The sequence below is a fragment of the Vibrio sp. Vb1554 genome, from assembly GCF_033344235.1.
This window is the reverse complement of the sequence record NZ_JAWPOJ010000005.1, coordinates 115,195-141,233: the sequence shown is the minus strand read 5'-3', so window position 1 is coordinate 141,233 and position 26,039 is coordinate 115,195. Positions and strand designations below refer to the sequence as shown.

At 43.8% G+C, this 26,039-nt stretch carries 25 protein-coding genes; 15 read left to right on the top strand and 10 right to left on the bottom strand.

Going from position 1 to position 26,039, the window contains the following annotated elements:
* Positions 1 to 111 precede the first annotated feature (111 nt).
* A complete protein-coding gene (locus R8N28_RS06605; protein WP_005377913.1) occupies positions 112 to 900 on the bottom strand; it encodes a TetR/AcrR family transcriptional regulator in 789 nt (262 codons plus the stop codon).
* 270 nt (positions 901 to 1,170) lie between these two features.
* On the opposite strand from R8N28_RS06605, the gene R8N28_RS06600 reads away from it, so the two are divergent.
* Positions 1,171 to 1,356 (top strand): hypothetical protein, encoded by a 186-nt coding sequence (locus tag R8N28_RS06600; RefSeq protein WP_005377915.1) that lies wholly within the window; start codon positions 1,171 to 1,173, stop codon positions 1,354 to 1,356.
* On the opposite strand, the gene R8N28_RS06595 is transcribed toward R8N28_RS06600, so the two are convergent.
* The 6 genes from R8N28_RS06595 to thrS all read right to left on the bottom strand — a co-directional run bounded on the left by R8N28_RS06595 (position 1,349) and on the right by thrS (position 6,225).
* Positions 1,349 to 2,158 (bottom strand): helix-turn-helix domain-containing protein, encoded by an 810-nt coding sequence (locus tag R8N28_RS06595; RefSeq protein ID WP_005377917.1) that lies wholly within the window; start codon positions 2,156 to 2,158, stop codon positions 1,349 to 1,351. The two genes, R8N28_RS06600 and R8N28_RS06595, sit on opposite strands and share 8 nt — an antisense overlap.
* 366 nt (positions 2,159 to 2,524) lie before the next feature.
* Entirely contained in the window at positions 2,525 to 2,842 is a 318-nt protein-coding gene (locus R8N28_RS06590; protein WP_033905144.1) for a heavy metal-binding domain-containing protein, read from the bottom strand.
* 189 nt (positions 2,843 to 3,031) lie between these two features.
* The gene (rplT, locus tag R8N28_RS06585) at positions 3,032 to 3,385 is read right to left on the bottom strand and encodes a 50S ribosomal protein L20 (RefSeq protein WP_004727974.1); all 354 of its coding nucleotides are present in this window, start codon (positions 3,383 to 3,385) and stop codon (positions 3,032 to 3,034) included.
* 40 nt (positions 3,386 to 3,425) lie between these two features.
* On the bottom strand, positions 3,426 to 3,620 hold the full coding sequence (gene rpmI, locus R8N28_RS06580) for a 50S ribosomal protein L35 (protein WP_005377932.1): 195 nt from the start codon (positions 3,618 to 3,620) through the stop codon (positions 3,426 to 3,428).
* 121 nt (positions 3,621 to 3,741) lie between these two features.
* Positions 3,742 to 4,293, bottom strand: coding sequence for a translation initiation factor IF-3 (gene infC / locus R8N28_RS06575; RefSeq protein WP_080276913.1), 552 nt, complete (start codon positions 4,291 to 4,293; stop codon positions 3,742 to 3,744).
* A gap of 3 nt (positions 4,294 to 4,296) precedes the next feature.
* Positions 4,297 to 6,225 (bottom strand): threonine--tRNA ligase, encoded by a 1,929-nt coding sequence (thrS, locus tag R8N28_RS06570; RefSeq protein ID WP_005395892.1) that lies wholly within the window; start codon positions 6,223 to 6,225, stop codon positions 4,297 to 4,299.
* A 403-nt stretch (positions 6,226 to 6,628) separates the two neighbouring features.
* Between thrS and R8N28_RS06565 the strand changes: the two genes are divergently transcribed.
* Positions 6,629 to 7,606 carry a DUF3187 family protein gene (locus R8N28_RS06565; RefSeq protein ID WP_054576442.1) on the top strand — a complete coding sequence of 326 codons (978 nt, stop codon included), beginning with the start codon at positions 6,629 to 6,631 and terminating at the stop codon, positions 7,604 to 7,606.
* Between the two features lie 6 nt (positions 7,607 to 7,612).
* Here R8N28_RS06565 and R8N28_RS06560 read toward each other — a convergent pair whose 3' ends face one another.
* Positions 7,613 to 8,356 (bottom strand): sporulation protein, encoded by a 744-nt coding sequence (locus R8N28_RS06560; RefSeq protein ID WP_065274406.1) that lies wholly within the window; start codon positions 8,354 to 8,356, stop codon positions 7,613 to 7,615.
* A gap of 248 nt (positions 8,357 to 8,604) precedes the next feature.
* Between R8N28_RS06560 and hutC the strand changes: the two genes are divergently transcribed.
* The 6 genes from hutC (at position 8,605) to R8N28_RS06530 (ending at position 16,083) form a co-directional block, all read left to right on the top strand.
* Positions 8,605 to 9,312 carry a histidine utilization repressor gene (gene hutC / locus R8N28_RS06555; RefSeq protein ID WP_005385493.1) on the top strand — a complete coding sequence of 236 codons (708 nt, stop codon included), beginning with the start codon at positions 8,605 to 8,607 and terminating at the stop codon, positions 9,310 to 9,312.
* Between the two features lie 129 nt (positions 9,313 to 9,441).
* Positions 9,442 to 10,692 (top strand): imidazolonepropionase, encoded by a 1,251-nt coding sequence (gene hutI, locus R8N28_RS06550; protein WP_017634852.1) that lies wholly within the window; start codon positions 9,442 to 9,444, stop codon positions 10,690 to 10,692.
* A gap of 1 nt (position 10,693) precedes the next feature.
* A complete protein-coding gene (hutG, locus tag R8N28_RS06545; protein ID WP_033905138.1) occupies positions 10,694 to 11,704 on the top strand; it encodes a formimidoylglutamase in 1,011 nt (336 codons plus the stop codon).
* 73 nt (positions 11,705 to 11,777) lie between these two features.
* Entirely contained in the window at positions 11,778 to 13,475 is a 1,698-nt protein-coding gene (hutU, locus tag R8N28_RS06540) for a urocanate hydratase (RefSeq protein WP_065275068.1), read from the top strand.
* An 11-nt stretch (positions 13,476 to 13,486) separates the two neighbouring features.
* Positions 13,487 to 15,022, top strand: coding sequence for a histidine ammonia-lyase (hutH, locus tag R8N28_RS06535; protein WP_065274405.1), 1,536 nt, complete (start codon positions 13,487 to 13,489; stop codon positions 15,020 to 15,022).
* A gap of 335 nt (positions 15,023 to 15,357) precedes the next feature.
* Positions 15,358 to 16,083, top strand: a complete 726-nt coding sequence (locus R8N28_RS06530; protein WP_017821813.1) for a DUF3581 domain-containing protein — start codon at positions 15,358 to 15,360, stop codon at positions 16,081 to 16,083.
* 110 nt (positions 16,084 to 16,193) lie between these two features.
* On the opposite strand, the gene R8N28_RS06525 is transcribed toward R8N28_RS06530, so the two are convergent.
* Both R8N28_RS06525 and R8N28_RS06520 read right to left on the bottom strand, forming a co-directional pair.
* Positions 16,194 to 16,655, bottom strand: a complete 462-nt coding sequence (locus R8N28_RS06525; RefSeq protein WP_005377951.1) for a methyltransferase family protein — start codon at positions 16,653 to 16,655, stop codon at positions 16,194 to 16,196.
* A 73-nt stretch (positions 16,656 to 16,728) separates the two neighbouring features.
* Positions 16,729 to 19,764 (bottom strand): FAD-binding and (Fe-S)-binding domain-containing protein, encoded by a 3,036-nt coding sequence (locus R8N28_RS06520; RefSeq protein WP_065274404.1) that lies wholly within the window; start codon positions 19,762 to 19,764, stop codon positions 16,729 to 16,731.
* Between the two features lie 261 nt (positions 19,765 to 20,025).
* Here R8N28_RS06520 and R8N28_RS06515 point away from each other — a divergent pair, with 261 nt between their 5' ends.
* The 7 genes from R8N28_RS06515 (at position 20,026) to R8N28_RS06485 (ending at position 26,009) form a co-directional block, all read left to right on the top strand.
* Positions 20,026 to 20,706 (top strand): DUF3334 family protein, encoded by a 681-nt coding sequence (locus R8N28_RS06515; RefSeq protein WP_005388843.1) that lies wholly within the window; start codon positions 20,026 to 20,028, stop codon positions 20,704 to 20,706.
* 208 nt (positions 20,707 to 20,914) lie between these two features.
* A complete protein-coding gene (locus tag R8N28_RS06510; RefSeq protein ID WP_005377954.1) occupies positions 20,915 to 21,610 on the top strand; it encodes a DUF2786 domain-containing protein in 696 nt (231 codons plus the stop codon).
* A 217-nt stretch (positions 21,611 to 21,827) separates the two neighbouring features.
* Positions 21,828 to 22,487: an OmpA family protein gene (locus tag R8N28_RS06505; protein ID WP_005377956.1), complete on the top strand. Its 660-nt coding sequence runs from the start codon at positions 21,828 to 21,830 to the stop codon at positions 22,485 to 22,487.
* Positions 22,488 to 22,563: 76 nt separating this feature from the next.
* Entirely contained in the window at positions 22,564 to 23,538 is a 975-nt protein-coding gene (locus R8N28_RS06500) for a molecular chaperone DnaJ (protein ID WP_017634859.1), read from the top strand.
* A 177-nt stretch (positions 23,539 to 23,715) separates the two neighbouring features.
* Positions 23,716 to 23,898, top strand: a complete 183-nt coding sequence (locus tag R8N28_RS06495; RefSeq protein WP_005377960.1) for a hypothetical protein — start codon at positions 23,716 to 23,718, stop codon at positions 23,896 to 23,898.
* 411 nt (positions 23,899 to 24,309) lie between these two features.
* Positions 24,310 to 24,702, top strand: a complete 393-nt coding sequence (locus R8N28_RS06490) for a SulA-like leucine-rich domain-containing protein (RefSeq protein WP_017820828.1) — start codon at positions 24,310 to 24,312, stop codon at positions 24,700 to 24,702.
* Between the two features lie 203 nt (positions 24,703 to 24,905).
* Entirely contained in the window at positions 24,906 to 26,009 is a 1,104-nt protein-coding gene (locus tag R8N28_RS06485) for a phosphoribosylaminoimidazolesuccinocarboxamide synthase (RefSeq protein ID WP_065274403.1), read from the top strand.
* Positions 26,010 to 26,039 lie beyond the last annotated feature (30 nt).

The window sequence follows — 26,039 nt, the reverse complement described above, 5'->3', positions numbered from 1 at the left end:
ATGCTTCTCGTGATCATTGGCTGAACGCCAACCTTTGAGATTTAATGACGATTCGTCACAATAGTGCGATAAAAAAGCCAACCATAACGTCAGATTGGCCTTTCCAGTTTATCAGCGATTCACTGACTCTAAATAAGCAAGCTCTTCACTAAATAACTCCTGCTCCACTCGACGCCAGGTTTTACGGTAGTCCCATTCTGTAGATAAAGGCGACCAACCTAAACCATCAAGTAACATATTCGCGTTGTGCAGTACTGAGAATGGGTCTTGAATTCGCTGAATACATCGACTGTTCGATGCATTTTGCGCCAAAGCGTTTGAACCGAAGGCAATAGACCAGTTGGCGAATACAATAGCATCTGAACCAATTGCGGGAGAAAACTTAAGATCACCACATTCTACCGCATTGTTCACTAGCGCATCAGCACCATCTATTACTTGTTCTTCCAAGTTATTCAGTTCATTCACACGTTTAGGCGAAGCCTTCTCTAGAACCCAAGGCGTCTTTGCAACAATCGCACAGGTTGATAGTACTGGCTCCATACGAGCGTAAATACGATAACCTACATGCATCGCAATGATTTTTTCTCTGGTATTGCCATTAAATTTGGCGGTACGTTCGAAAAATATTGCTTCGCTTTTCAGCGAATGAATACAAAGCGCAAGAATCACATCTTCTTTGCTGCAAAAATGATTGTAGATCGTCCCTTTAGAATAAGGGCTTGACGCTGTAAGCTTGTCCATCGTTAAGTTGGCAAAGCCTTGCTCTTGAACTAAAGACTTAGCCAATTGAATAAGCTCTATCTCACGATCAGCAATCGCCTGTTGCTTTTTTGTTAGCCCTGAAGACACACGACATCCGTCTTGCTTGCTATATTTTTTACAGCGAAAGTTAAACATAATCCTTTGATCCGTATACCAACACACTCCCAATAATTGTAACACGATTCTTTAATACAGGAACGCAACTAAAGTTGACGAACCGTCACAAATGACACTTCGTCATAATAGATCAAAAAACAAACATTTCAAGTATGAATTTATAATTAGAAGATAAATAGCCACCAATTATGCATACCCAAGTAGCTACAGGATGCTTGGTTCAACGAGAATGGTTTCTTTGTAGAGGAAGCGAGAGAGGCTTTGGGAGGAACAACGAAGGAAATCAGCATGTTAAAAATAACGAAAGTAGATGCTGAACAGGTATTATTCGAAATAAGCCCAAAACACTTTAAGTCTGAATTAAGAGCAAACACCGCTGAATGCCCTACTTACAAAGTATTTGCTGTCTTAGGCTTTTTCTTTTGCAACGCCCTTTCAGAAACTCTCTTCAAAAAAGGCTCAAAATCTATATAGATAGGCTTGGCTTATCACCTGCAGATGCGATGGCATAACGAATATCATCAATAAATCGCCCCTCTGTCTCAATAATGCCGTCAGAGAATGTGACTGGCTGATGTGGCCCAGCAAGTAGAACAATATTAGTAAAATCAGAGACATTAAAGTTCTCTGCTACAACATTTTTGGAATGAAAATCGATGACGGTCTTTGCGACTTGATCTTCCAGTAACAAAAGCTGTTCTTCGGTAATTTTCATACGCGCCAAAGCAACGCGAACACACTTATCGTGGGTAGTCGTCTGCTCTTTTATGATTTCTGTATATTTGTCGTTGAGCTTGGAGTTCTCTGCATAGCTATAATATAAAGGCCCGTGCAGCGTTATATTTTTATCTTCATCAACGTAAACGAGATCCAACAACTCTAATGCTTTTAAGTAATCAGACATGCTCTGCTCAGACAAGTCATACTTTTTCTTTAAAATAGAATAACCGTCTTTACCTCGAAGCATTCTCAATTCACGATAAAAGTCGTAAAGGTGAGGGAATTGAAAGAATACCTCATCCTGCGTACGACTAAAGTAATCCTCGTCTTCACCTTGCAATTGATTTGCGAGCTTTTGTAGTTCATCTAACGTGCAATCAACCGCTCTACAATATTCCAGCAACTTATCTAAAGCGAGATTCGTGCTTGTAAGATGTCTCTTAAAGGTAGATAGTGGCATACCCATTTTCTCAGATAGCTCTCGATATGTTAGCCCTTTTGTTTTAATCGCTTGGCGTAATGCGGCTAGCAAGTATTCGGGAGTCAGATCTCTCATCTACAATTCCTTTTGGCAATGTTACAGCTGTATAGTATTTGTAACAATTTAGAACCGCTTGGCAAGGTATAAGTTCATATTTTTATAAGAAAAACATGAATTAATATACTGAAAGTAGAATTCACACAACAAATGAAAAATTCAATATGAATTCAATTTCATTATAGATATAAAATAATATGCAAAATAAAAGTAAAGCAATCACTCTAAATTATCGTGATTAATTTTAATAGTAACGTAAAGTTGAGAATATAAATCTATTCGCTCTGCAAAAATCTAGAATAATTAACCTAAAAGGAACAGAACGGTAAATGCATAATAATTCACCGCTCTCTATTAGCATTTTTGCAATGCTATTCAAGTAGACTAGTCCGCTAGTTTCACTGCAGTACCAAATGCCAAAATTTCCGAAGAACCATCTACGATTGAGCTTGTGGTAAATCGAATCCCTACAATTGCATCGGCACCTTTAGATTCAGCGTCCGCCACCATGCGCTGTATAGCAATATCACGCGCGTCGGTCATCATTTCCGTGTAACCACGAATTTCGCCGCCAACAATGCTCTTGATACCCGCCATGAGGTCACGGCCAATATGCTTTGATTGAACAACATTACCAGTTACAACCCCTCTGATTTCAGAGATCTGCTGGCCAGGAATGCTTTCGGTCGTTGTGTAGATCATTTTTAATCCCTTATAAACGTAAAAATTTATACCCAAGCTACCTTATAACTAACATAAGATGCTAACCAATAAATTGAGAAGACTGATAAACAATACTCTAAATAGCCAAGCTAAAAGTCATTTGGGTATAAATTTTAGCAATAAAAAAGGAGAGCTAATGCTCTCCTTCTCTTAATCCTAAACTGCTAATTAAAGAGCAGCTTTCGCTTTTTCAACTAGAACTGCAAATGCAGCTTTGTCGAATACTGCGATGTCCGCAAGGATCTTACGGTCGATCTCGATAGATGCTTTCTTAAGACCGTTGATGAAACGGCTGTAAGATAGACCATTTTGACGAGATGCCGCATTGATACGTGCAATCCATAGTTGACGGAATTGACGTTTCTTAGCGCGACGGTCACGGTAAGCGTATTGACCAGCTTTAGTAACTGCTTGGAAAGCTACGCGGTAAACGCGTGAACGCGCACCGTAGTAACCTTTAGCTTGTTTTAGAACTTTCTTATGACGTGCACGAGCTTGTACACCACGTTTTACGCGAGGCATTATGCTTCTCCTAAACTAAACGATTGATAACTAAAAAGAATTAAGCGTATGGCAACATACGGATTACTGCAGCCACTTCACATTTTGGAAGGATTGCATTTGGACGTAGTTGACGCTTGTTCTTAGTAGTACGCTTAGTCAGGATGTGACGTTTTGTAGCGTGCTTGTACTTAATACCACCAGCAGTTTTCTTAAAACGCTTAGCAGCACCTTTGTTGGTTTTCATCTTAGGCATGATGAATAACTCCGCATTGAGTAGGTTTAATAAACAACGTAATTAGGGCGAACAAAACCCAGCCGTTATGCCTTTATCGAAAGGAAAGCGGCTAGGTTTTAATTACTTGATGAGCCGTTAATTACTTCTTTTTAGGGGCTAGCACCATGATCATCTGGCGACCTTCAATCTTCTTAGGGAAAGATTCAACTACAGCAATTTCTGCAGTATCTTCCTTAAGACGATTTAGAACGTCAACACCGATGTCTTGGTGTGCCATCTCTCGGCCACGGAAGCGAATTGTTACTTTCACTTTGTTGCCTTCTTCAAGGAAACGCGTCAGGTTGCGTAGTTTTACCTGATAGTCTCCAATATCAGTTCCAGGACGGAATTTTACTTCCTTGATCTGGACCTGCTTTTGCTTCTTCTTCTGCTCTTTAGCAGTTTTGCTCTTCTCGAAGAGGAACTTACCATAGTCCATCACACGACAAACAGGTGGCTCGGCGTTAGGACTGATCTCAACGAGATCCATACCAGCTTCTTCAGCAGCTGCAATGGCTTCTTGAATCGATACAACACCAACTGATTCACCGTCAGCGCCTGTTAGTCGAACTTCACGAATACCACGAATTTCACCGTTGATACGGTGCGGGTTTTGTTTTACCGGCTGTTGGCCACGTCTTCCGCCTTTAATAGCTTATTCCTCCAGATTGAGCTTACGGCTAGAGATCTCGTCTTGGATGTATGCAATAAAATCATCCACTTTAAATTTACCAAGATCTTTACCTTTACGAGTACGCACTGCAATTTCGCCAGCTTCCATTTCTTGGTCACCAACAACAAGCATATACGGTACACGCTTCAAAGTATGTTCGCGGATTTTAAAGCCAATCTTCTCATTTCTCAAGTCCGCTTTAGCTCTAATTCCACTTTTTTGTAGTTTTTGTACTATTTCTTGAACATAACCTGACTGTTTATCAGTAATGTTCATAAGAACTGCTTGTTCTGGCGCCAACCAAGTTGGGAAGAAACCAGCATATTCTTCGATAAGGATACCGATGAAGCGCTCTAGTGAACCTAGAATCGCACGGTGAATCATTACCGGTACAAGACGTTCATTGTTTTCACCTACATAAGTTGCACCTAAGCGACCTGGTAGGTTGAAGTCTAGCTGGACAGTACCACACTGCCACGCACGGTCTAGACAATCGTATAGTGTGAATTCAATCTTAGGACCGTAGAACGCACCCTCGCCTTCTTGAATTTCGTATGGGATATCCATCGATTCAAGAGACTGCTTCAATGCTTCTTCAGATTGATCCCAGATTTCATCTGAACCTACACGTTTCTCTGGACGAGTAGACAGTTTCACTACGATGTTGTCGAAACCAAATGTTTGGTACGTATCGTACACCATCTTGATACAGTTTGTTACTTCTTCTTGAATTTGGCTCTCAGTACAGAAAATGTGAGCGTCATCCTGAGTAAAGCCACGTACACGCATAATACCGTGTAGTGCACCAGATGGTTCGTTACGGTGACATGAGCCAAACTCAGCCATACGTAGCGGTAGGTCGCGGTACGATTTTAGACCTTGGTTGAAGATCTGTACGTGACCTGGACAGTTCATTGGCTTAATCGCGTATTCACGGTTCTCAGAAGAAGTTGTGAACATTGCATCAGCGTATTTGTCCCAGTGCCCAGAGCGTTCCCAAAGAACACGGTCCATCATAAGTGGACCTTTCACTTCTTGGTAACCGTACTCATCTAGCTTAGCGCGGATGAATACTTCTAGATCACGGAAGATAGACCAACCATTGTGATGCCAGAACACCATACCCGGTGCTTCTTGCTGCATGTGGAATAGGTCTAGTTGCTTACCAATCTTACGGTGATCACGCTTCGCCGCTTCTTCTAGGCGAGTTAGGTGCGCTTTCAGTGCTTTCTTGTCGTGGAAAGCCGTACCGTAGATACGTTGAAGCATTTTGTTGTCGCTGTTACCACGCCAGTAAGCACCTGCAACATTCAGCAAAGTGAAGTGTTGACAGAAGCTCATATTAGGAACGTGAGGACCACGACACATGTCGATGTATTCTTCATGGTGGTAAAGGCCTGGACGATCATCACGAGATACGTTTTCGTCTAGGATTTCAACTTTGTATGGTTCGCCACGTGATTCAAACGTATCACGCGCTTCCTGCCAGCTTACTTTTTTCTTAACCACTTCGTACTTGGTTTTCGCTAGCTCTTTCATACGCTTTTCAATCTTTTCAAGATCTTCTTGCGTTAGAGATTCGTCTAGGTCGATATCGTAGTAGAAGCCATTGTCGATGGTTGGACCGATCGCCATTTTAGCTTGAGGGTAAAGCTGCTTAAGAGCGTGACCAAGAAGGTGAGCACAAGAGTGACGAACGATTTCTAGACCGTCTACTTCATCTTTAACTGTGATGATTTCAAGGCTTGCGTCTTCTTCAATTAGATCACACGCATCAACGCGGTTACCGTTTACACGACCAGCGATAGTTGCTTTTGCAAGACCAGGACCGATCGATTGCGCAACTTCCATAGTAGAAACTGGGTTGTCAAATTGACGCTGACTGCCGTCAGGAAGAGTAATAATAGGCATGCTATGTCCTTTACAGTGGTGTTGCACACCAAGCAACACATGTTATTCAAATTAGAAGCTATTTGTAGAAAATAGTTGAGAGTCAATAAAGGCCTCTCGGTAACACGAATACCGGACCGTTATCGAAAATGGGATTGTACCTAGCTCACATTTAGAATGCAAAGCGCGATTTTGTTTTGTCATAAGAACTTAACCGCAGACCCGTCACGACAATCTGATCATGCTTTTTTAAGAGACCGCATAGCTGATGAATGGAATTGCCCCTCGATGAACTTACACAACAAATTACAATATCCCCTATTACGTGTGAACCGATACAAAGCCTAACACGCTGGGCGAGAGCTCAACGTGCGATTTAGGTATATAGTTGTTTTATAGAGTAGTTTGTATGTAGGTATTCATCATGGTCTATTTCAAATCGCGCTTTATGGTGCTTCTAAGCACCTCGATATGTTCTTTGCAAGCCTTCGCATCAAGTGACTTATATGGCCCGCTGCGTTCTTACGCACAATCCCCAATGCAAGTGGTTAGTCACACCAACATACTACGTTCAGGACACAGTCTGCCCTCTGGGTTTGTCGAAGCTTATGGTTCGGGAACCGTGGCAAGTGTTTGGGCTCATACTGATGAATACGCACTGGACTATTACCACAATCAAATCGAATTAGGCAGCAAATGGCAAGTCAGCAACCGTTGGCAGTGGGAGCTCAACTATCGATGGGTCTTTGCCGCTGACAACCATTTAGATGGACTGACGAAAAGCTTCCATAAACTTTTCGGTATCGGACAAAATGGGCGGGATAAAGTAGACAGAGATCGTTTTTACATTTCAATGCCGCAATATGATGTGCTTGAAGATGATTTCGAAGGACAAACACTGGCCAATAACCTATCTACTTACTTACAGTATCAAGTGTTCCAAAATGAACATCACGGCCTATCGATTGGCGGCAGTTTGTATTTTAACGATGTGGCTCACGGCACTTTTCAAGGTAGCAGTTTCGAGCAAGGCTTCCAATTAAACTACAGCTACTTAAGTGATGCTCATGCATTTTATTCGATGATTGGCATGACTTTTCGCTCGGATGACCGTGCCTTGCTCGATCTGCCCTATCGACATAATACGATTGCCATTGCGGGTGGGTACCGTTATGCCTTAGAAGATAACCATCACCTGATGTTGGAATATCATTGGTATCAAGGCTCAACAGAAGGGCCCACAGAGTTTGCTGATGCCTCTAATGAACTGGTATTAGGCTATCGATATCTAATGGAAAATTCAGCGCTTGAGTTTTTAGCCGTAGAGAACGCAAGAAACATGGATAACAGTACCGATATCGCTTTCACAATAGGATATCGGTACATATTTTCATCAAGTTGATGAGAGCTATAGATTTAGCGTTGGTGCAACTGCGGCTGCGACTTGAGCATCGGTTGCATTGATCGGCAACGTAAACGAGCGATATTGGTCACCAGCCAAACTGAGCGAACGGTCAATCTCTGCCAAACAATGCACGACCTGCCCTTCCAGAATAAAAGAGAGCTCAATTTCTTTTGATGAGATAAAGCCGTTGTTACGGAACTCTAGCTCTTGATAAATACCAGAGCGAGAGGCAAACGAGCCACCGCGCAAAAAGCCTTTTTCAACATCGGCTTTAACCATTGTGAAACCAGCTTGCTCGATCGCTTGAATAACCCGAGATGCTACTGGTAGTGGTTTCACTTCAATATAATCACGGTCACGCGGATCAATTGCAAAATCAATATCTAACGTCGTCTCGACCCAAACATGACATTGATTCTTAAGTGCGCTAACCGCAGTAATTGGCGTTTCATCATGCAATTTTAGCTCAAACGGAACCTGCTTTTCTTCATTAGGTCGAATCACAAAAGGGTCAACTGCTTTCAATTGATCAATAGTGAAGGTTTGGTAACTTACGCTATCATCCACTTCGACTTTCATTTCCGTGTTCAATTTAATCGTAATAGCATCAATTTGTTGTTCGACGTCTCCGCCTTTGATATGAACATGCCCTTTCAGCGTCGCTCCTTGAAACACGCTCATTTCGTCCAAAATGGTATCTACTTTTGCAGAGCCGATCCCCAGTGATGCTTTCAATTTTTTAAACATACTTTTCCTTTTTTAGCGATTTTTCTTCTAATAATCGTTTGTTTACACAATTGTTTTCTGCTGTGCAAGCAATAGACCACAAGAAAATGTTTGAATTCAATCATCAATCCAAATAATGCTCAGCAGCAAGAGTCATTCAGCTCTGCAATAGGATTGCTCGGTCACTAAGCGGTACATTCGTCGAGAAATGTTTGCAATTTGTACCTAAATTAAGCAGTATTTGTATAGTCAAATAAAGGGAGATCATTATGTCTGCACCACTCTACATTCAAATTAAACAATTTATCCTGGATAAAATTGATGCTGGAGAGTGGGTAGTTGGTCATCGCATCGCCACCGAGATTGAGCTTACCGAGCAATTTGGTGTCAGTAGAATGACAGTGAACAAAGCAATTCGGGATTTAGTAAATGAGGGCCGATTACAACGTCGCCCACGCTTAGGCACGTTCGTGTGTGATCCTGGTGAAAAGTCAGAATCTCCCCTGCTAGACATTCGAAACATTGCCGAAGAAGTCAGCGATAGAGGGCGAAAGTATGGCAGTAAAGTGCTCAAACAGATTGCCATAAAAGCAGATGACAACATTGCGACAAAACTCGGCGTTATGCTAGGCACGACAGTGTTTTACAGTGAAATTATTCACTATGAAGACCAAACGCCGATTCAACTGGAGCTCCGCTGGGTGAATAGCCAATATGCCCCGAGTTATTTAAATCAAGACTTCACACAAATCACTCCAAATCAATACCTGTCAGATAATTGCCCACTCAGCGCGATAGAACATACTGTAGAGGCAATTGTGCCTGAAAGCCGTATTAAGCAAGACTTAAAAATGCAAGCCAATGAACCTTGCCTTCTCTTGAATCGCAGAACGTGGAGCCAAGATAAGTTAGTCAGTACCGCCCTACTTTATCACCCTGGTAACAAATATAAGCTGAGCTCAAAAGTGCTCATTTAAGGACAAGATTTATCCTCTAGATCTACGTTTTGATCACATTTTAGCAACATCAATCTTGTCAGTGTTCTTATTTTGCTCTATTTATTTGTATATACATTTAATGATACAAATAAACACAGGGACACAAACATGGATTTGCTGATTGAAAACGCACGTCTAGTTACCATGCAATCGGGAGAATGCGGATACCTTCCAACGCCTCCAGCGCGCATTGGTATTCAATCTGGAAAAATCGTTGCGATCAGTACCTGTGCCATTGGTGAAGACGCACCGCAAACCGAGTCTCTGTTGTCTGCCCAACATTACCCTCAGAGTATCGATCTTCAAGGCCAGTTAGTTCTGCCAGGTTTGATCGACTGCCACACTCATCTTATTTACGCGGGCAATCGTGCCAACGAATTTGAAATGCGCTTAAACGGCGTGCCATATCAAGAAATTTCCAAACAAGGCGGCGGGATTCTCTCAACGGTACATGCGACACGCTCTGCAACCGAAGCACAACTAGTTGAGTTAGCGTTACCACGTTTAGATGGGTTACTCGCGAGTGGCGTCACTTCTGTCGAGGTGAAATCTGGCTATGGATTGACACTGAATGATGAAATAAAAATGCTCCGTGCCGCCAAAATGCTAGAGCAAGAGCGCAAAGTTAAAATCACCACTACACTTCTCGCCGCTCACGCTATTCCGCCAGAGTTTCAAGGTCGTGCAGATGATTATATTGAGCACATTTGTCAGGACATAATCCCTGTTGTCGCAAAGGAAGAATTAGCTACGAGTGTCGATGTTTTTTGTGAATCGATTGGTTTCAATCTTGAACAAACAGAAAAAGTGTTTGTAGCTGCAAAACGCCACGGCTTAAAGGTTAAAGGGCATACTGAGCAACTTTCTAATCTCGGTGGTACAGCCCTCACTGCGCAATACAACGGTCTGTCAGCGGATCACATCGAGTTTTTAGATGAGCAAGGTGTTAAAGCACTTGCTCGATCAAACACCGTCGCCACTCTATTGCCTGGCGCTTTTTATTTTCTAAGAGAGACTCAGTTACCACCGATTGAGTTATTGAGAGAGCATAACGTGCCGATGGCAATTGCTACGGACGTCAACCCAGGTACATCACCATTTTCTGATCTCACACTCATGCTGAATATGGCGTGCACGCTATTTCGCCTTACACCGCAAGAAGCACTGCGTGGTGTAACGCAACATGCAGCCAAAGCTCTGGGTTATCAAAACTCACGTGGCGAAATCAAAGTAGGGTTTGATGCGGACTTCTCTATCTGGGATATCGAAAGCCCTGCGGATTTAAGCTATCAAGTCGGAGCAAAACGTCTGGTAGGTCGTATAGTAAATGGTGAATACATTTCACACGGAGGCCAATAATATGTCTCAATTCGACCTACACTCTCCCCTATTTCATTGGCAAGGCCGTCATGATGCCGAGGACGGCAAGCTTGGTCAGCGAATTCATCACGTTGTTCAACGCCAAAAAGCAGATGAGTTGAGTGCCGTTGCGCATGGCGTCTCATTACTCGGTTTTGCTACCGACGCTGGCGTTGCGAGAAACAAAGGACGCATTGGCGCGAAAAAAGCGCCAGACTTAATCCGACGAGCACTCGCTAATTTAGCATGGCACCAAGACGCCCCACTATATGACTTAGGTACTGTGGTGTGTGAAGACGACTTACTGGAAGAGAGCCAAGCTCTATGTGCAGCAACCATTTCAAGCGCACTGCCCCATACGCCAGTCATCGTGCTGGGTGGTGGGCATGAGATTGCGTGGGCCTCGTTTTCCGGCTTAGCGGAATATTTTAAAGCGCACCATCCAGAGAAGAAGCCTAAAATCGGCATTATCAATTTCGATGCGCATTTCGATTTGCGCGCATTCGAGAGTAACCTCGCCGACATAAGACCGAGCTCTGGTACACCCTTCAACCAAATTCATCATTTTTGTCAACGTAACGATTGGGACTTTCATTACGCTTGTATTGGTGTAAGCCGCAGTAGCAACACTAAAGCGCTATTTGAAAAAGCAGATGCGTTAAATGTTTGGTATGTAGAGGACAATCAGCTCTGCTACTTAAACCACAGTTATCACTTAACTCAGCTTCAGCATTTTATTGACGACTGTGACTACCTCTATTTGACCATTGATCTAGATGTATTTCCTGCCGCAACCGCACCTGGAGTCAGCGCACCAGCTGCTCGGGGAGTGAGTTACGACACTATTGCACCCTTTTTAGATCGAATTCTTCATTACAAAAATAAGCTAATGCTGGCTGATATCGCCGAATACAACCCAAATTATGACGTCGATAGTCAAACTGCACGATTAGCTGCCCGTTTGTGTTGGGATATCGCCAACGCGATGGCAGAAAAACAGCACAAACCATAATGCATCCCAGATGCCACTGATTATTACGACCAAGCAAGTACTTGGTCATCACGAGAAACTAAAGGAGTCTGAAATGACACAGCGCCAGGGACAAGATCCACGACTTGATACAAGCAGAACAATTCGTGCACCTCACGGAGATAAACTGCGCGCAAAATCTTGGCTAACCGAAGCCCCTCTTCGTATGCTGATGAACAACCTTGATCCTGATGTTGCAGAACATCCACATTCACTGGTTGTATATGGCGGCATTGGCCGAGCAGCGCGAAACTGGGAATGTTACGACAAGATTGTTGAAGTACTTGAAAGACTCGAAGATGACCAAACGCTTTTAGTTCAATCAGGCAAGCCTGTTGGTGTTTTCCCTACTCATAAAAATGCTCCACGCGTGCTTATCGCAAACTCAAACCTTGTTCCGCATTGGGCAAACTGGGAACACTTCAACGAGCTCGATAAACAAGGCTTGATGATGTACGGCCAAATGACCGCTGGCAGCTGGATATACATTGGCTCGCAAGGTATCGTACAAGGCACATACGAAACGTTCGTATCTGTTGCAAAAAAACACTTTGACGGTGAAGCAAAGGACCGTTGGATTCTAACAGGTGGTCTCGGTGGCATGGGTGGTGCTCAACCTCTCGCTGGTACAATGGCGGGCTTCTCCATGATTGCAGTAGAGTGTGATGAGTCACGTATCGATTACCGCCTACGTACAGGCTATGTCGATAAGAAAGCGACTTCTTTAGATGAAGCGCTAGCTATCATTAAAGAGTCAGACACACCAGTATCGGTTGGTCTACTAGGTAATGCAGCAGACGTTTTCTCTGAGCTGGTAGAACGTAATATCACGCCTGATGTAGTAACAGACCAAACGTCTGCACACGACCCGCTCAATGGCTATTTACCACAAGGCTGGAGCATGTCTCACGCAGCAGAAATGCGTTTGCAAGATGAAGCAATGGTCGTAAAAGCAGCGAAAAAATCCATGGCTGTGCAAGTTCAAGCGATGTTAGAGCTGCAAAATCGCGGCGCCGCAACACTCGACTACGGTAACAACATCCGCCAGATGGCCTTGGAAGAAGGCGTAGAAAACGCATTTGATTTCCCTGGCTTCGTTCCAGCCTACATTCGTCCTCTATTCTGTGAAGGTATCGGTCCTTTCCGTTGGGCTGCTCTCTCTGGCGATCCTGAGGACATTTATAAAACCGACCAAAAAGTAAAAGAGCTAATTCCAGATAATCCGCACTTACATAACTGGCTAGATATGGCTCGCGAACGCATCCAGTTCCAAGGTTTACCTGCGCGTATTTGCTGGGTTGGTCTTAAAGATCGTGAGCGTCTTGGTCAAGCATTCAACGAAATGGTGAAAAATGGCGAACTTAAAGCGCCCGTTGTCATTGGTCGAGATCACTTAGACTCTGGCTCTGTAGCAAGCCCGAACCGTGAAACCGAAGGTATGATGGACGGTTCTGACGCCGTATCAGACTGGCCATTATTAAACGCGCTACTCAACACGGCGGGCGGCGCAACTTGGGTTTCACTGCACCACGGCGGTGGCGTAGGTATGGGCTTCTCGCAACACTCAGGTATGGTTATCTGCTGTGACGGCAGTGAAGATGCCTCACAACGTATTGCCCGCGTGCTGCATAACGACCCAGCAACTGGTGTCATGCGTCATGCTGATGCGGGATACGATATCGCTAAACAATGTGCAGCAGAGCAAGGGCTAGATTTGCCAATGCTCAACGAAGAACTGAAGAAGCTCAAGTAAGGATGAAAGAGATGTTAAATTTAACGCTAAAGCCAGGTCATATTAGCTTAAACGAACTACGCCAAGTGAGCCGTTCACCAGTCAACCTTACTTTGGTTCCTGAAGCCATTCCGGCCATTGAAGAAAGCACACAGGTCGTAGACCGAGTCATCGCGGAAGATAGAACGGTTTACGGAATTAACACTGGTTTTGGGCTATTGGCTAACACACGAATAGCACCAGAAGATTTAGAAACACTGCAACGCAGTATCGTTCTTTCTCATGCGGCAGGTATCGGTGAGTTTATGTCAGATGAAACGGTTCGTCTGATGATGGTATTAAAAATCAATAGTCTGTCTCGTGGCTTTTCTGGGATTCGCCTAAAAGTCATTAATATGCTGACCGACCTAGTCAACGCACAAGTTTACCCTTGTGTACCTAAAAAGGGCTCTGTTGGCGCATCAGGTGACTTAGCTCCTCTAGCCCATATGAGCACTGTATTACTGGGAGAAGGACAAGCTCGCCACAACGGTAATATCATTTCCGGGCAAGAAGCATTAAAAATCGCAGGTCTAGAGCCTATCACTATGGCGCCAAAAGAAGGCTTAGCGCTACTAAATGGGACTCAGGCATCCACAGCGTTCGCATTGGAAGGCCTGTTTATCGCGGAAGACCTTTTCGCGTCAGCAACCGTTTGTGGTGCAATGTCTGTTGAAGCCGCTCTCGGCAGCCGACGTCCATTCGATCCGCGCATTCACCGTGTACGTGGTCATCGCAGCCAGATGGACGCAGCACTCGCATACCGTCATTTGTTAGACACATCGAGTGAAATAGGTGATTCGCACACTAACTGTGAAAAAGTGCAAGACCCGTATTCTTTGCGCTGTCAGCCTCAAGTGATGGGCGCGTGTTTACAGCAAATCCGCAATGCGGCGGAAGTATTACAAGTAGAGGCGAATTCCGTATCAGATAATCCGTTGGTGTTTGCTGAAGATGGTGACATCATCTCTGGCGGTAACTTCCACGCGGAGCCTGTTGCAATGGCAGCCGACAACCTAGCACTTGCGATTGCCGAGATCGGCAGCTTGTCTGAACGTCGTATGGCATTACTTATCGATAGCGCGCTATCAAAACTGCCACCGTTCTTAGTCGACAATGGTGGTGTGAACTCTGGTTTCATGATTGCTCAGGTTACCTCCGCTGCGTTAGCAAGTGAAAACAAAACACTCGCTCACCCAGCGTCAGTAGACAGCTTGCCAACATCTGCAAACCAAGAAGATCACGTGTCAATGGCAACATTCGCGGCTCGCAGATTGAAAGAAATGGGCGAAAACACTCGCGGTATTCTGGCTGTCGAATACCTCTCAGCAGCACAAGGCCTAGACTTTAGAGCGCCAAACAAGTCCTCTGAGCGTATTGAGATTGCGAAACAAATGTTGCGTGAAAAAGTATCGTTCTACGATAAAGATCGCTACTTTGCTCCAGACATTGAACAGGCAAACACTCTGCTTAAGCTGGCTATCCACAACACGCTCATGCCAGAGAGCTTGTTACCCAGTGTTCAATAATTAAGTACAACTGGCATTTCACCGAATAAAAAGATGATGACTTGAAGGCTCTACGTTCTGCGTGGAGCCTTTTTATATACGATTAAACATATTGATGGCACTATTTATGAACACCTGTCTACTTTGATGGCTATACTTTACAAGATAGGCGAGCGAAAAGGTCGTTGTTTATTGTTTTAACAAATAAAAGCGTTGCTAAAGTATGCGTTTTTAACGGTTTATCCGCCGAAATAGTGTCTTATTGTTAGGATACGGTGAAGTTTTCACTGGATGGACCATTGCTACGCAGATATTCGCATATAATCCCACACAGTTTTGGTTACTACGTAAAAATTATGTTTCTAACACCTTATTTTTCAAACACTAATCACCAGTTTCAGTTCACTCGCGAACAAGCAAGCCACTTTGCAAAACGTGTCGCAGGTGACTACAACCCAATTCATGATGAAGACAACAAACGCTTTTGTGTCCCTGGGGATTTACTTTTCGCTGTGCTTCTTAGTAAAGAAGGCGTTAGCCAAAAGATGCGTTTTAACTTCTCTGGCATGGTAAACGATGGTGTAGCACTTCATATTGAAAATAAGTGTGACAAAGAAAGCGCTGTTGTTGACGAGGCAGGTAAAGAATACTTACACATGTCCCGTGAAGGTGAAACTAACCACGATCCGGCATTTATTGAGCATGTAGTGACAAATTACGTGCAATTTTCTGGTATGAACTTCCCCCACATCATGGTTCCTCTTATGGAAGAGAAGCAAATGATGATTAACTGCCAGCGTCCATTAGTTATTTATGAAAGCATGGAAGTCGAATTTTCACGCTTAGACCTTACGCATCCAGAGGTGGATTTCACTGGCGCAACATTCGACGTAGAAGGAAAACGAGGTGTAGTCACCTTAAACTTTGCGTTCAAAGAAGACGGTGAAGTCGTTGGTAAAGGTATTAAGCGCATGGTTGCAAGTGGCTTGAAGCCATATGACCAAGAAGCGGTTGACGACCTTGTACGCCGCTTTAATGAACGTAAGGATGCATTCCTAGCAAAGTTCGTTAAGGCAGCCTAGTCGACTGCCCTATCAGAAGCGCACAAAAAACGTGTTTACTAAAAGAAAGCCCAACGTCGACCGTTGGGCTTTCTTTTTATGTCTCATCCAAACAAAACTAAACGCAATGCTTAGAGCCAACGACGAACATGGTTTTTATAATCCACATACTCTTCACCAAACAATCGCTCTAAAACGCGTTCCTCAGGCTTGATTTGAAACCGATTCATATAACTGACAAATATCACGCCACAAAGCACCACACTCAAGTGCTGCCACCACAAACCAGTTGCTATGATTAGAAGCAATAATGCCGTGTACATAGGGTTGCGTGAAAAGGCAAACACACCAGTTCTTACAACAGAAGATGCCGCTTCAGGTTTTACTGGGTTCACTGTGGTTTTTACCTTGCGAAATTCATACACGCCAGCAATGCCCATGTAGCCAGACAACAAAGTTAATACACCTACTACAAATTCAACAAAGGGTACTCGAATGTTCATGCTCGGCGTCAAAACTTTAAGTCCGTACATCAAAAGTATGACTAGCAAAAACACCACAACAGGTGGGACTTTGAGTTCAAGTTTTCTCAAGATTCATATCCTTTGAAAGGGTCTAAATACGGTTTCTAAAAAGCCCAGTAAAACTGGGCTTGATTTAGTCCGATTACAACAAAGTTAACAGCGCCTGAACGGGATGCTTGGGCTTCGTTCCTTCAAAGCGTTTAACTTGGCTGCGGCAAGAATAGCCTGTAATCAAACATCTCTCGTTATCCAACTTATCTAAGCTCGGCTTCCAGCTTAAATTGTAAATGTCTTTCGACATCGACAACTTATCAACCTCATGACCAAACGTACCCGCCATACCACAACAACCAACAGGTACCGTATTCAAAACTGCACCAAAGTGAGCAAAAATAGCGCCCCACTCTTTTTCCGCATTTGGCATTTTGGTTTTCTCAGTACAGTGAGCAAACAGATACCAAGGTTCCTGCGCCTTATGCTCTCCGCTTTCAAACGCTTCTAGTCTTGGGTAAAGCCATTCGTGGGCTGTTAGTACATCGAAATTACCTCGCTTACTGCCAAGCACTTCAGCGTATTCATCTCGATAACACAGCACCAAAGCAGGATCGACGCCAACTAATGGGATATCCAAATCCGCTACCATCGCCAAGAACTTCGCTGTGTCGGCTGCTGTGTCCTTAAACTGACGTAAAAACCCTTTAATGTGTTGTGCTTTACCATTCGGCTTAAACGGCAGAAGCACCGGATTCATACCCAGCTTTTTCAATAACTTAACGAAGTCTTCAACGACATCAGCGTCGTAGTAACTAGTGAATGGGTCTTGAACAATTAAAACATGCTTGCTCTTTTCAGACGAAGACAAACCACTGAGCGCTTGCAGATCATAAGGCGTTGTCAGCGACTCTACTCGTTGTTTCAAGGTGGGTACTGATAACAACGGCGCATCGACATACCCGACCGTAGATGCCGTTAAACTTTTCACCCACGACTGCTTCAAAACACCATTTACGACACCTGGCGCTTTCGCCATCATCGGCAGCATAGTCTCAATGTTCGCAACCAGATAGTCTTTTGCAGGACGTTGGTAACGAGAGTGATAGATGTTTAAAAAGCGCGAGCGAAAGCTCGGAACATCGACTTTAATCGGACACTGACTCGCACACGCTTTACACGCCAAACAACCATTCATCGCTTCATACACTTCGTGAGAGAAGTCATACTCGTGACGACGATTGATAGAATGACGTACGCGGTCAATCATGGTTTTGATTGATGTTTTGTTTTCTAGTGTTTGCTTTTCTAAGTCAAGAATATCAATGCCTTGCTCAGTGAGCTGACGCAACCACTCGCGAACCAAACCCGCACGACCTTTCGGTGAATGACGACGATCGGCTGTTACTTTCATCGATGGACACATTGGCGAGCTAGTATCGTAGTTAAAACACAAACCGTTACCGTTACATTCCATCGCTTGTTTAAAGCTGTCACGTACTTGAACGTCAATCTGACGGTCATAGTAACCACGTTTGGTATCGGTAACTTTGACAAGCTCTGCATCACTATCCAGCGGTGTACAGATTTTGCCCGGGTTCATTTTGTTGTGTGGATCGAATGCAGCTTTCACACGTCTCAGTTCAGTAAACAACTCGTCGCCGAAAAACTCAGGGCCATATTCTGAACGGAAACCTTTGCCGTGTTCACCCCACATCAAACCACCGTATTTCGCCACCAGCTTGACCACTTCATCAGACACTTCGTGCATCAATGCTTCTTGGTGCGGGTCACACAAATCCAACGCAGGACGTACGTGAAGCACCCCAGCATCGACGTGACCAAACATGCCGTAATTCAGAGACTTGCTGTCTAACAGCTCTCGAAACTCTACAATAAAGTCCGCCAGGTTTTCTGGTGGCACACAGGTATCTTCAGCGAATGCGACCGGTTTAGCACGACCTTTTGCTGCGCCTAACAAACCCACCGCTTTTTTACGCATGTTGTAAATACGCCCAATGCTCGCTACATCATTACAAACTTGGTAGCCGATAATGCCCGCTTCTTCTGTTTCCAACATGGTATCGAGCTTGGCGGTCAACGCTGCAACCTGAGCAGCAACTTCCTCTTCGTCCTGACCTGCGTATTCCACCATATTGATGCCAAGCATCTCTTTATTTGGAACATCGGTAAGTAAATCGCTCACGGTGTGCCAAACGATATCTTGCTTCGCGAGATTAAGCACTTTTGAGTCAACGGTTTCTACAGACAGCGCTTTCGCCTCTACCATAAACGGTGCATTACGCAGTGCAGAATCAAAGCTGTTGTATTTAACGTTAACCAAAGTACGTGCTTTCGGAATTGGCGTCAGGTTAAGCTTTGCTTCGGTAATAAATGCCAATGAACCTTCCGCGCCGCACAGTACTCGTGTGATATCGAAACGGTCGTCGTCTTCATTCAAGGCATTTTTTAAATCGTAGCCCGTTAAAAATCGGTTAAGAGGAGGAAACTTATCTACGATCTGCTGGCGTTTTTCACGACATACGGATTCCGTTACTCGTAGCGCCTTGGCAGCAAACTCGCCTTCTTTTGGGTAGCCGTTGGACAGATCTGATTCTAAAACTGAGCCATCAGCAAACACCGCTTGTAGCGACAAAACATGATCGGATGTTTTCCCGTATTTCAGAGAACCTTGACCAGAAGCATCGGTGTTGACCATGCCGCCAATCGTTGCACGGTTACTGGTAGATAAGTCTGGAGAGAAGAAGTAGCCATAAGGGCGAACTGCGTCATTTAACTGGTCTTTCACTACACCAGTTTGTACACGAACCCAGCCTTCTTTCTCATTAATCTCAAGCACTTTGTTCATGTGGCGAGACATATCCACCACAATACCTTTGGTTAGCGACTGACCATTGGTCCCCGTGCCGCCACCACGAGGTGAAAAGGTAATTCGTTCGTACTTTTCTTTATTGCTCAGTTTCCCGAGGAGAGAAACATCTTCTGTCGTTTTGGGATGAACGACAGACTGAGGAAGTTGCTGGTAAACACTGTTGTCAGTGGCAACCGCTAGTCGACTTGAATATTGGCTTTCGATATCACCAGTGAATCCGGCGTGCTCAAGCTCTTTCAGAAAACTAAGAACAAGAGGATCGACATCAGTTTGCGAGTGTAATCTTGGTAACATTTGCTTCCTGCCCCTACGACGCTGATCCGATCAGCTGCGGGTTGTGTAATTATTTGCTCACTTCTCATACAAATTGGCGCTAAGCGAAAAAACACCACAAAAGAGTTAGTGAAGTAATATTCTTTGAATTTCGTCACTTTACAACATTTAAAAAGACGAGCAAATCAGAATCTCGATACAATAATTAAACTTATGCTTTATTTTTTCACGCTTGATGCCTTACATTGGGGAACGAATCGCGTTTCTAGATGAGTTTTCAGAATGAAAAAAAATAAAATTGTGACCACTGAAGATATCCTTCTCAAACTTTGCCAGTCTGTTTCTGGCGTACTTACTTCGGCGACATCTTCTCAAGTAAATTATTCAGCAATGGTGCAAAAAATCCACAAGACTAGCCTCAAACCAGATTTTGGCTGTTTTGTTCTGTTTGATGGCGGATTTACCGGGCTAGTTGTGATTAATTTTACGGCAAAAGCCGCACTGGAGATCTACACCAACTACATGCGTAATATGGGCATGCCAGAAGAAGAACTGGCAATATCTCATACTTCTGACGAGGTAGGCGATGTTCTGGGTGAACTCATGAATCAACTGGTCGGAGACTTCACTAATAAAATTCGTAAAGACCTGCAAACGAACATCACACAAAACCAACCAAAAATGCTGGCGCTGAATAAGCAAGTTATCTTACAAGTTGATACCAACCTTGACCGCCCTCAAGCGCGCAGAGTGACGTTCTCCACCGAAAACAACAATATTTTCTATCTCGAGCTAGCAATGGATAAAACTGAGTTCATCCAACTGGAAGAGTTTGAAGTTGCTGAAGACGAAAACCCAGACGACATTTTAGAGGCAACACGTAAACAGTTGGCTGAGAAAGAATCTAAATCGTCGGGATCAAACGATGATGCCGATGACTTGCTCAACCAGCTCGGGTTGTAATTCTAACGAATCTTAATGAAGAATGGCTTCTTAGACACAAGTACGGCTTCATACTGATTACGACGAACTAAAACGCCAGCCTCGCTTAATGCGAGGCTTCTTTTTATGTGCAGAAATTATCTTCAGTCCCACCTTGTATTTCGTTTTTATGTCAAAAAAGGTAATATATCTGACTTCATAAATTTTCTGCTTTCGTTACTGGTTGTCGATGGATAAACAAAAAGCTCTGAAAAAAATCGCCAAGTGCTTAGAACTGGGCAATTCCGCTAATGTTAATGAGGCTGCCAATGCTATCAAAATGGCACATCGCCTCATGCTTAAATATGGTCTCGATAAAGACGATATTGAGTTCATCAGAATGGGAAAAACACAATCTTCTCATCTGCTACCAGCGAACATCAGTTCTACCATATTGCGAGTGATTCGCGGCATTAACACAAAATTCGGTGTCGAAGCAGTATTGTTGAATCACAAAGGGCTCAAACGTGTCGAATTTATCGGTGAAGCAGATCGCGCTATTTTTGCTGCATTTGCTTTCGATATTGTTTATCGCGAGATGAACGAAAGTACCGGACAATTCCGAAACAGCTTTGCTGGCACCGGCACCTCTTCTCAGGAAGTGACTCGCCGTGTGAACTCATTTGTATCTGGCTGGGTGGAAGGCGCGATTGAAAAATTGCCAATTATTTCTCCAGATGAAGAGTCGGCCAATAAAATTAATGACTATATTGATAAAGAATTCCAAAACATTGACCGCGAAACGTTCAAGAAGCAATTGAAAGAAGCGATGAAAAACCTAACTGAAGACTACGAAGTGGGCTTAAAGAAAGGTAGAAAGGTTTCAGTTAACCGTGGAGTGGGCGGCGAACAAGCACGCAAAATGTTGGGCGATTCATCGAAATAGCCAGAATAGTAAAGGATTCACATAAGCACCCATGACTTCGATGTCTATAGGGCTTACTTTGAGAGCTTTGGCAGTATTGATAGGAATTTTCTTACAGAAACTCTTATCAATCTTACTTTCTCATAACAAATATTAATGCTTGTTTATTCATAATTCGCATCCCATTATGAGGCATGGTTTCGCCTCAGTTTTATACGGAGATTTTCCCTTGAAAAAGATGCCTATTGCACTAGCTCTAGTGCTAGCTCTTACTGGCTGTCAAGCCACTCAACGCCAAAATGCAACAACGGGTGAATACGAAACTAACTCCACCACGCAAGGCGCGCTTATTGGTGCGATCGCTGGCGCAGCAATCGGCCTAGCAACGGGTGATGATGCTAAAGAACGTCGTCAGCATGCACTCATTGGTGCAGCCGCAGGCGGAGCGACTGGCGCTGGCGTTGGTTACTACTTTGACCAACAAGAAGCGGAATTACGTCGCGCTTTGCTAAACTCTGGCGTACAAGTTCAGCGTGTTGGTGAAAATCAGCTTTTACTGCGTATGGAAAACGGTATCGGCTTCTCTTCAAGCTCTTACCAGCTTGATGCTAGTATCCATAACACTCTACGCGGTGTTGCTCGCATCCTAGTTGAGTACCCAGATACCAGTCTCGTTATTGACGGTTACACGGATAGCACAGGTAGTGAGTCATACAACCAAACGTTGTCAGAGCGCCGTGCAGAGTCCGTACGTCAATTCCTAGTATCTCAAAACGTTGCACCTGGTCGTGCAATTGCACGCGGCTACGGCGAACGTAACCCAATTTGCTCAAACCAAACTTCTGAAGGTCGTGCGTGCAACCGTCGTGTTGAAATCCAGATCTTGCCACTGAAGTAATTTGGTTGCACCATAACGGTAATAATAAAAAATTACCGGAGCAGGCCTAACCATTATCGTTAGGCCTGACATATTAATGTCTGTCAAAACGTCTGCCCTACTCTGCTTATTTAGCCTCAGCTTTTCTGGCTACTCACTTGCCTCTCAAGCTCCAAATGACCCCATCGAACAATACGAGTACGCACAACAATTATTGGCATCAAACGAAGCTGAAGCCTCACCAGAAACGCGCTACTGGCTAGAGCAATCCGCCAACCAAGGTTACCTCCCTGCACAAAAACAGCTCGCGAACGACTTTGCTAAAGGGATAAATGGCGAAAAAAATGAAACACAAGCGTTATATTGGCTAACCTCTATCGCACTCAATGACCCAACCGATCGTGGCTTTCTTCTCGCCGATTTTATTCAGCGCAATCCAGATAAGGTCACAACTTCTCAATTGACTGAAGCCTTGTATCAAATGGCTTCTCAGCATAATCCAGCAGCAGAACAAGCTTATAATCAACTGTTAGAGCAGCGCTTCAACCAACTGCGAGCTAAACAAGTCTCGCAAATAAAGTCGCTCGATAAAAAGGCTGAGCAAGCACAGGAAGAGAAAAGCACAGTTGCAAACCCCAAAGTAGAACACTCGCAGTTTTTATGGCTGATCTGGCTAGCGGCGATACTCATCATCAGCGGCTTAAGTTTTCTCGTAATCAAGAAACTTAAGCAGAATAGAAAAGCGCTTGAAGCCAAAGAGGAAAGCCAAAATCAACGAATGGCGAAAAAAATAAAAGAGCTAGAGTTTACGAACAAGCAACTGAAACGCCAGCTAGAGAAAGTATTCAAAGAGTTTAAGAAATCCAAAACCCAGGCAGAGAACCATAAGCTAAGCGTCGCGTGTGCTATGTTTGGCTACACACCACAACACATCCCTGATTTACAAGCAATCAAGCTACGCTATAGACAGCTATCAAAGCTTTATCATCCTGACACAAGAGGCAGTGAAGAAGAAATGAAGCGACTCAATCATGCCTTTAAGCTCGTCTCACAAAATGTTACAAAACAGTAAAAATAGGTCAGGATACTTTGGCTAGCATGCTTTTAGACCTATATAATCAAGCGCCGCAATCGATCTCCCTCTCAAACAAATTAACAGACATTTAACTTAAGTCGCGCTTTTATGCCATAATGCCCGGCGCAAAATAACACCTAACGACTCAAATTAATCTAGGTGGGGAGAAAATCAATGTTCACTGAAGAAGGCACCTGTGATTGGTGTAAAAAACCTAGCCTTGTAACTCGTCACGATTATTTAGATGGCAAGCACCACTACTCATGTAAAGCTTGCTACGATATGGCGAAAATCGACGTGCGCCTATTTAACCAAGGCGAATTACAAATGCGCGAACGCTTGCAACGAGCGAGCTAAGCAAGACGGAATCAACGGAACTGATTTTCAAAGGCGCCTTTTAAGGCGCTTTTTTGATCGGCCAAGCCCTATTTCCAATCTCTATCTCGTATTCCCTCCTATCTTACATAGCACGTCGCATCGGTTATCAGCCCTCTCCCACTGTATACAAACCATTGTCCGTGAAAAACACCTGTATATACAGTAGTAAACCCCTGTATGTCTCTCGTCCAACTTTCTACTCACCTCACATTTTTAAATTGATGTTAGACATATCAAAAATGAAAAACAACCACATAAATTCAATTACTTAGAATCAAATCCTTTTATTTCCTTCTCAAAAAACCGCAAATAACTTTTGAGAAACTGGTTGATCAGGTCACCAAAACAAACTACTGTATACACATACAGCATGTATAAAGGAACAGTAAGATGCAGTTACAAAGTCAATCTCATACATACTCTCGTTACAACGTATTGGCACAAGCAACTAAGCCCATGGCCGTTTCGGATCAGCTTCTATCTAAGCTGGCTGTTTTATCGCAGCAGAAACAATGGATTTTGTTTACAGCAGACTGCCCTCGTCCAGACTTTGAACAACTCACTGCTTCTAATATTTGCTGTAAAAACGTTATTCAAATGAAGCCCTCTCAACAGCTTTCAGAAGTCGAGATCGTGATAAAAGCCATCCGATCAGGTAATGCCAGTGCTGTTGTCGCATCCAATAAAATTGCACTTATGAATCAATCTATGTTGCGCGACGTGGCGCAGCGCTATCAGTGTGAAGTCTTTTTCGTCGAAGGCAGAGTTAATAAGTACCACTAATAAGTTCGACGTTATCTATCCTGCATCTCGCCTCCTTTTTAAGGGGGCTTTTTTAGTATTAAAGAAAACAGGCAAACGTTTGCTTTTTCTCTGGCGAGTTAAAATAGTTCTGGTATGATGCCCACATTCGATTTATTCAGCGCCCACATTTTGCTGAATATCTTCTCTTTCTGACGTTTGATTAAGATGATAGGAATGTCGCAATGAGCCTTGCTAATCAAGTACTTGCCGTCAATGACGACCTGCCAATTCGCACCCATAAACCCGTTCATAGTGGAAAAGTTCGTTCAGTTTACTGGTTAACTGAAGAAGACAGCACTCGACTGATCAAAGAAAAAGGATACAATGTCGCTCCAGATGCGCCTTTGGCTATCATGGTGATTAGCGACCGAATCTCTGCATTCGATTGTATTTGGCATGCTGAAGGTGGTCTTAATGGTGTCCCGGGTAAAGGGGCGGCGCTTAATGCGATTTCTAATCACTGGTTCAAACTGTTCAAAGAAAATGGCTTAGCAGATAGCCATATTCTAGACATTCCTCACCCTTTTGTTTGGATTGTACAAAAAGCCAAACCGGTAAAAATCGAAGCCATCTGCCGCAAATACATCACGGGTTCGATGTGGCGCGCTTACGCAAATGGCGAGCGCGAGTTTTGTGGAATCCAACTTCCTGAAGGGTTAGAAAAAGACAAAGCACTGCCAGAGTTGCTAATGACCCCATCCACAAAAGGCATTCTAAAAGGCATTCCCGGTGTGCCAGAAGCGGATGACGTTAATATTACTCGTCAAAATATCGTAGACAACTACGAAGCATTTAACTTCTCAAGTGCGGACGATATCGCACTCTACGAAAAACTGCTGAAAGAAGGCTTTAACGTTATCAGCCAAGCATTAGAAGCAATTGACCAAATCTTTGTCGATACCAAATTCGAATTTGGTTATGTTCATGATGCTGCTGGCAATGAAAAGCTGATTTACATGGATGAAGTGGGTACACCAGACTCATCTCGTATATGGGATGCTAAAGAGTACCAAGCAGGTCACATCGTAGAGAACTCAAAAGAAGGTTTCCGCCAGTTCCTACTTAACCACTTCCCTGACCCAGATATCTTGCTAAATAAAGAACGTATGCCAGAGCGTGAAGCACTCGCTCGTGATAATGCTTTACCCGTCGAATCTTTGATGGCGATTTCGAGCACTTACATTGGTATTGCCGAGAAGATTACAGGCAAGCCGATTCATTTGAGTGAGAATCCGAAAGCGGAAATCATCGAAGTTCTGAGCAAAGAATACGGATTGATTGACTAGCACTGTCGCTAGATTGCTAAACGCTTTCCA

Bases quoted from the DNA above. Each gene is read 5' to 3' on its own strand.
- R8N28_RS06605 (WP_005377913.1), bottom strand. From the start codon at position 900: ATGTTTAACTTTCGCTGTAAAAAATATAGCAAGCAAGACGGATGTCGT.
- R8N28_RS06600 (WP_005377915.1), top strand. From the start codon at position 1,171: ATGTTAAAAATAACGAAAGTAGATGCTGAACAGGTATTATTCGAAATA.
- R8N28_RS06595 (WP_005377917.1), bottom strand. From the start codon at position 2,158: ATGAGAGATCTGACTCCCGAATACTTGCTAGCCGCATTACGCCAAGCG.
- R8N28_RS06590 (WP_033905144.1), bottom strand. From the start codon at position 2,842: ATGATCTACACAACGACCGAAAGCATTCCTGGCCAGCAGATCTCTGAA.
- rplT (WP_004727974.1), bottom strand. From the start codon at position 3,385: ATGCCTCGCGTAAAACGTGGTGTACAAGCTCGTGCACGTCATAAGAAA.
- rpmI (WP_005377932.1), bottom strand. From the start codon at position 3,620: ATGCCTAAGATGAAAACCAACAAAGGTGCTGCTAAGCGTTTTAAGAAA.
- thrS (WP_005395892.1), bottom strand. From the start codon at position 6,225: ATGCCTATTATTACTCTTCCTGACGGCAGTCAGCGTCAATTTGACAAC.
- R8N28_RS06565 (WP_054576442.1), top strand. From the start codon at position 6,629: ATGGTCTATTTCAAATCGCGCTTTATGGTGCTTCTAAGCACCTCGATA.
- R8N28_RS06560 (WP_065274406.1), bottom strand. From the start codon at position 8,356: ATGTTTAAAAAATTGAAAGCATCACTGGGGATCGGCTCTGCAAAAGTA.
- hutC (WP_005385493.1), top strand. From the start codon at position 8,605: ATGTCTGCACCACTCTACATTCAAATTAAACAATTTATCCTGGATAAA.
- hutI (WP_017634852.1), top strand. From the start codon at position 9,442: ATGGATTTGCTGATTGAAAACGCACGTCTAGTTACCATGCAATCGGGA.
- hutG (WP_033905138.1), top strand. From the start codon at position 10,694: ATGTCTCAATTCGACCTACACTCTCCCCTATTTCATTGGCAAGGCCGT.
- hutU (WP_065275068.1), top strand. From the start codon at position 11,778: ATGACACAGCGCCAGGGACAAGATCCACGACTTGATACAAGCAGAACA.
- hutH (WP_065274405.1), top strand. From the start codon at position 13,487: ATGTTAAATTTAACGCTAAAGCCAGGTCATATTAGCTTAAACGAACTA.
- R8N28_RS06530 (WP_017821813.1), top strand. From the start codon at position 15,358: ATGTTTCTAACACCTTATTTTTCAAACACTAATCACCAGTTTCAGTTC.
- R8N28_RS06520 (WP_065274404.1), bottom strand. From the start codon at position 19,764: ATGTTACCAAGATTACACTCGCAAACTGATGTCGATCCTCTTGTTCTT.
- R8N28_RS06515 (WP_005388843.1), top strand. From the start codon at position 20,026: ATGAAAAAAAATAAAATTGTGACCACTGAAGATATCCTTCTCAAACTT.
- R8N28_RS06510 (WP_005377954.1), top strand. From the start codon at position 20,915: ATGGATAAACAAAAAGCTCTGAAAAAAATCGCCAAGTGCTTAGAACTG.
- R8N28_RS06505 (WP_005377956.1), top strand. From the start codon at position 21,828: ATGCCTATTGCACTAGCTCTAGTGCTAGCTCTTACTGGCTGTCAAGCC.
- R8N28_RS06500 (WP_017634859.1), top strand. From the start codon at position 22,564: ATGTCTGTCAAAACGTCTGCCCTACTCTGCTTATTTAGCCTCAGCTTT.
- R8N28_RS06495 (WP_005377960.1), top strand. From the start codon at position 23,716: ATGTTCACTGAAGAAGGCACCTGTGATTGGTGTAAAAAACCTAGCCTT.
- R8N28_RS06490 (WP_017820828.1), top strand. From the start codon at position 24,310: ATGCAGTTACAAAGTCAATCTCATACATACTCTCGTTACAACGTATTG.
- R8N28_RS06485 (WP_065274403.1), top strand. From the start codon at position 24,906: ATGAGCCTTGCTAATCAAGTACTTGCCGTCAATGACGACCTGCCAATT.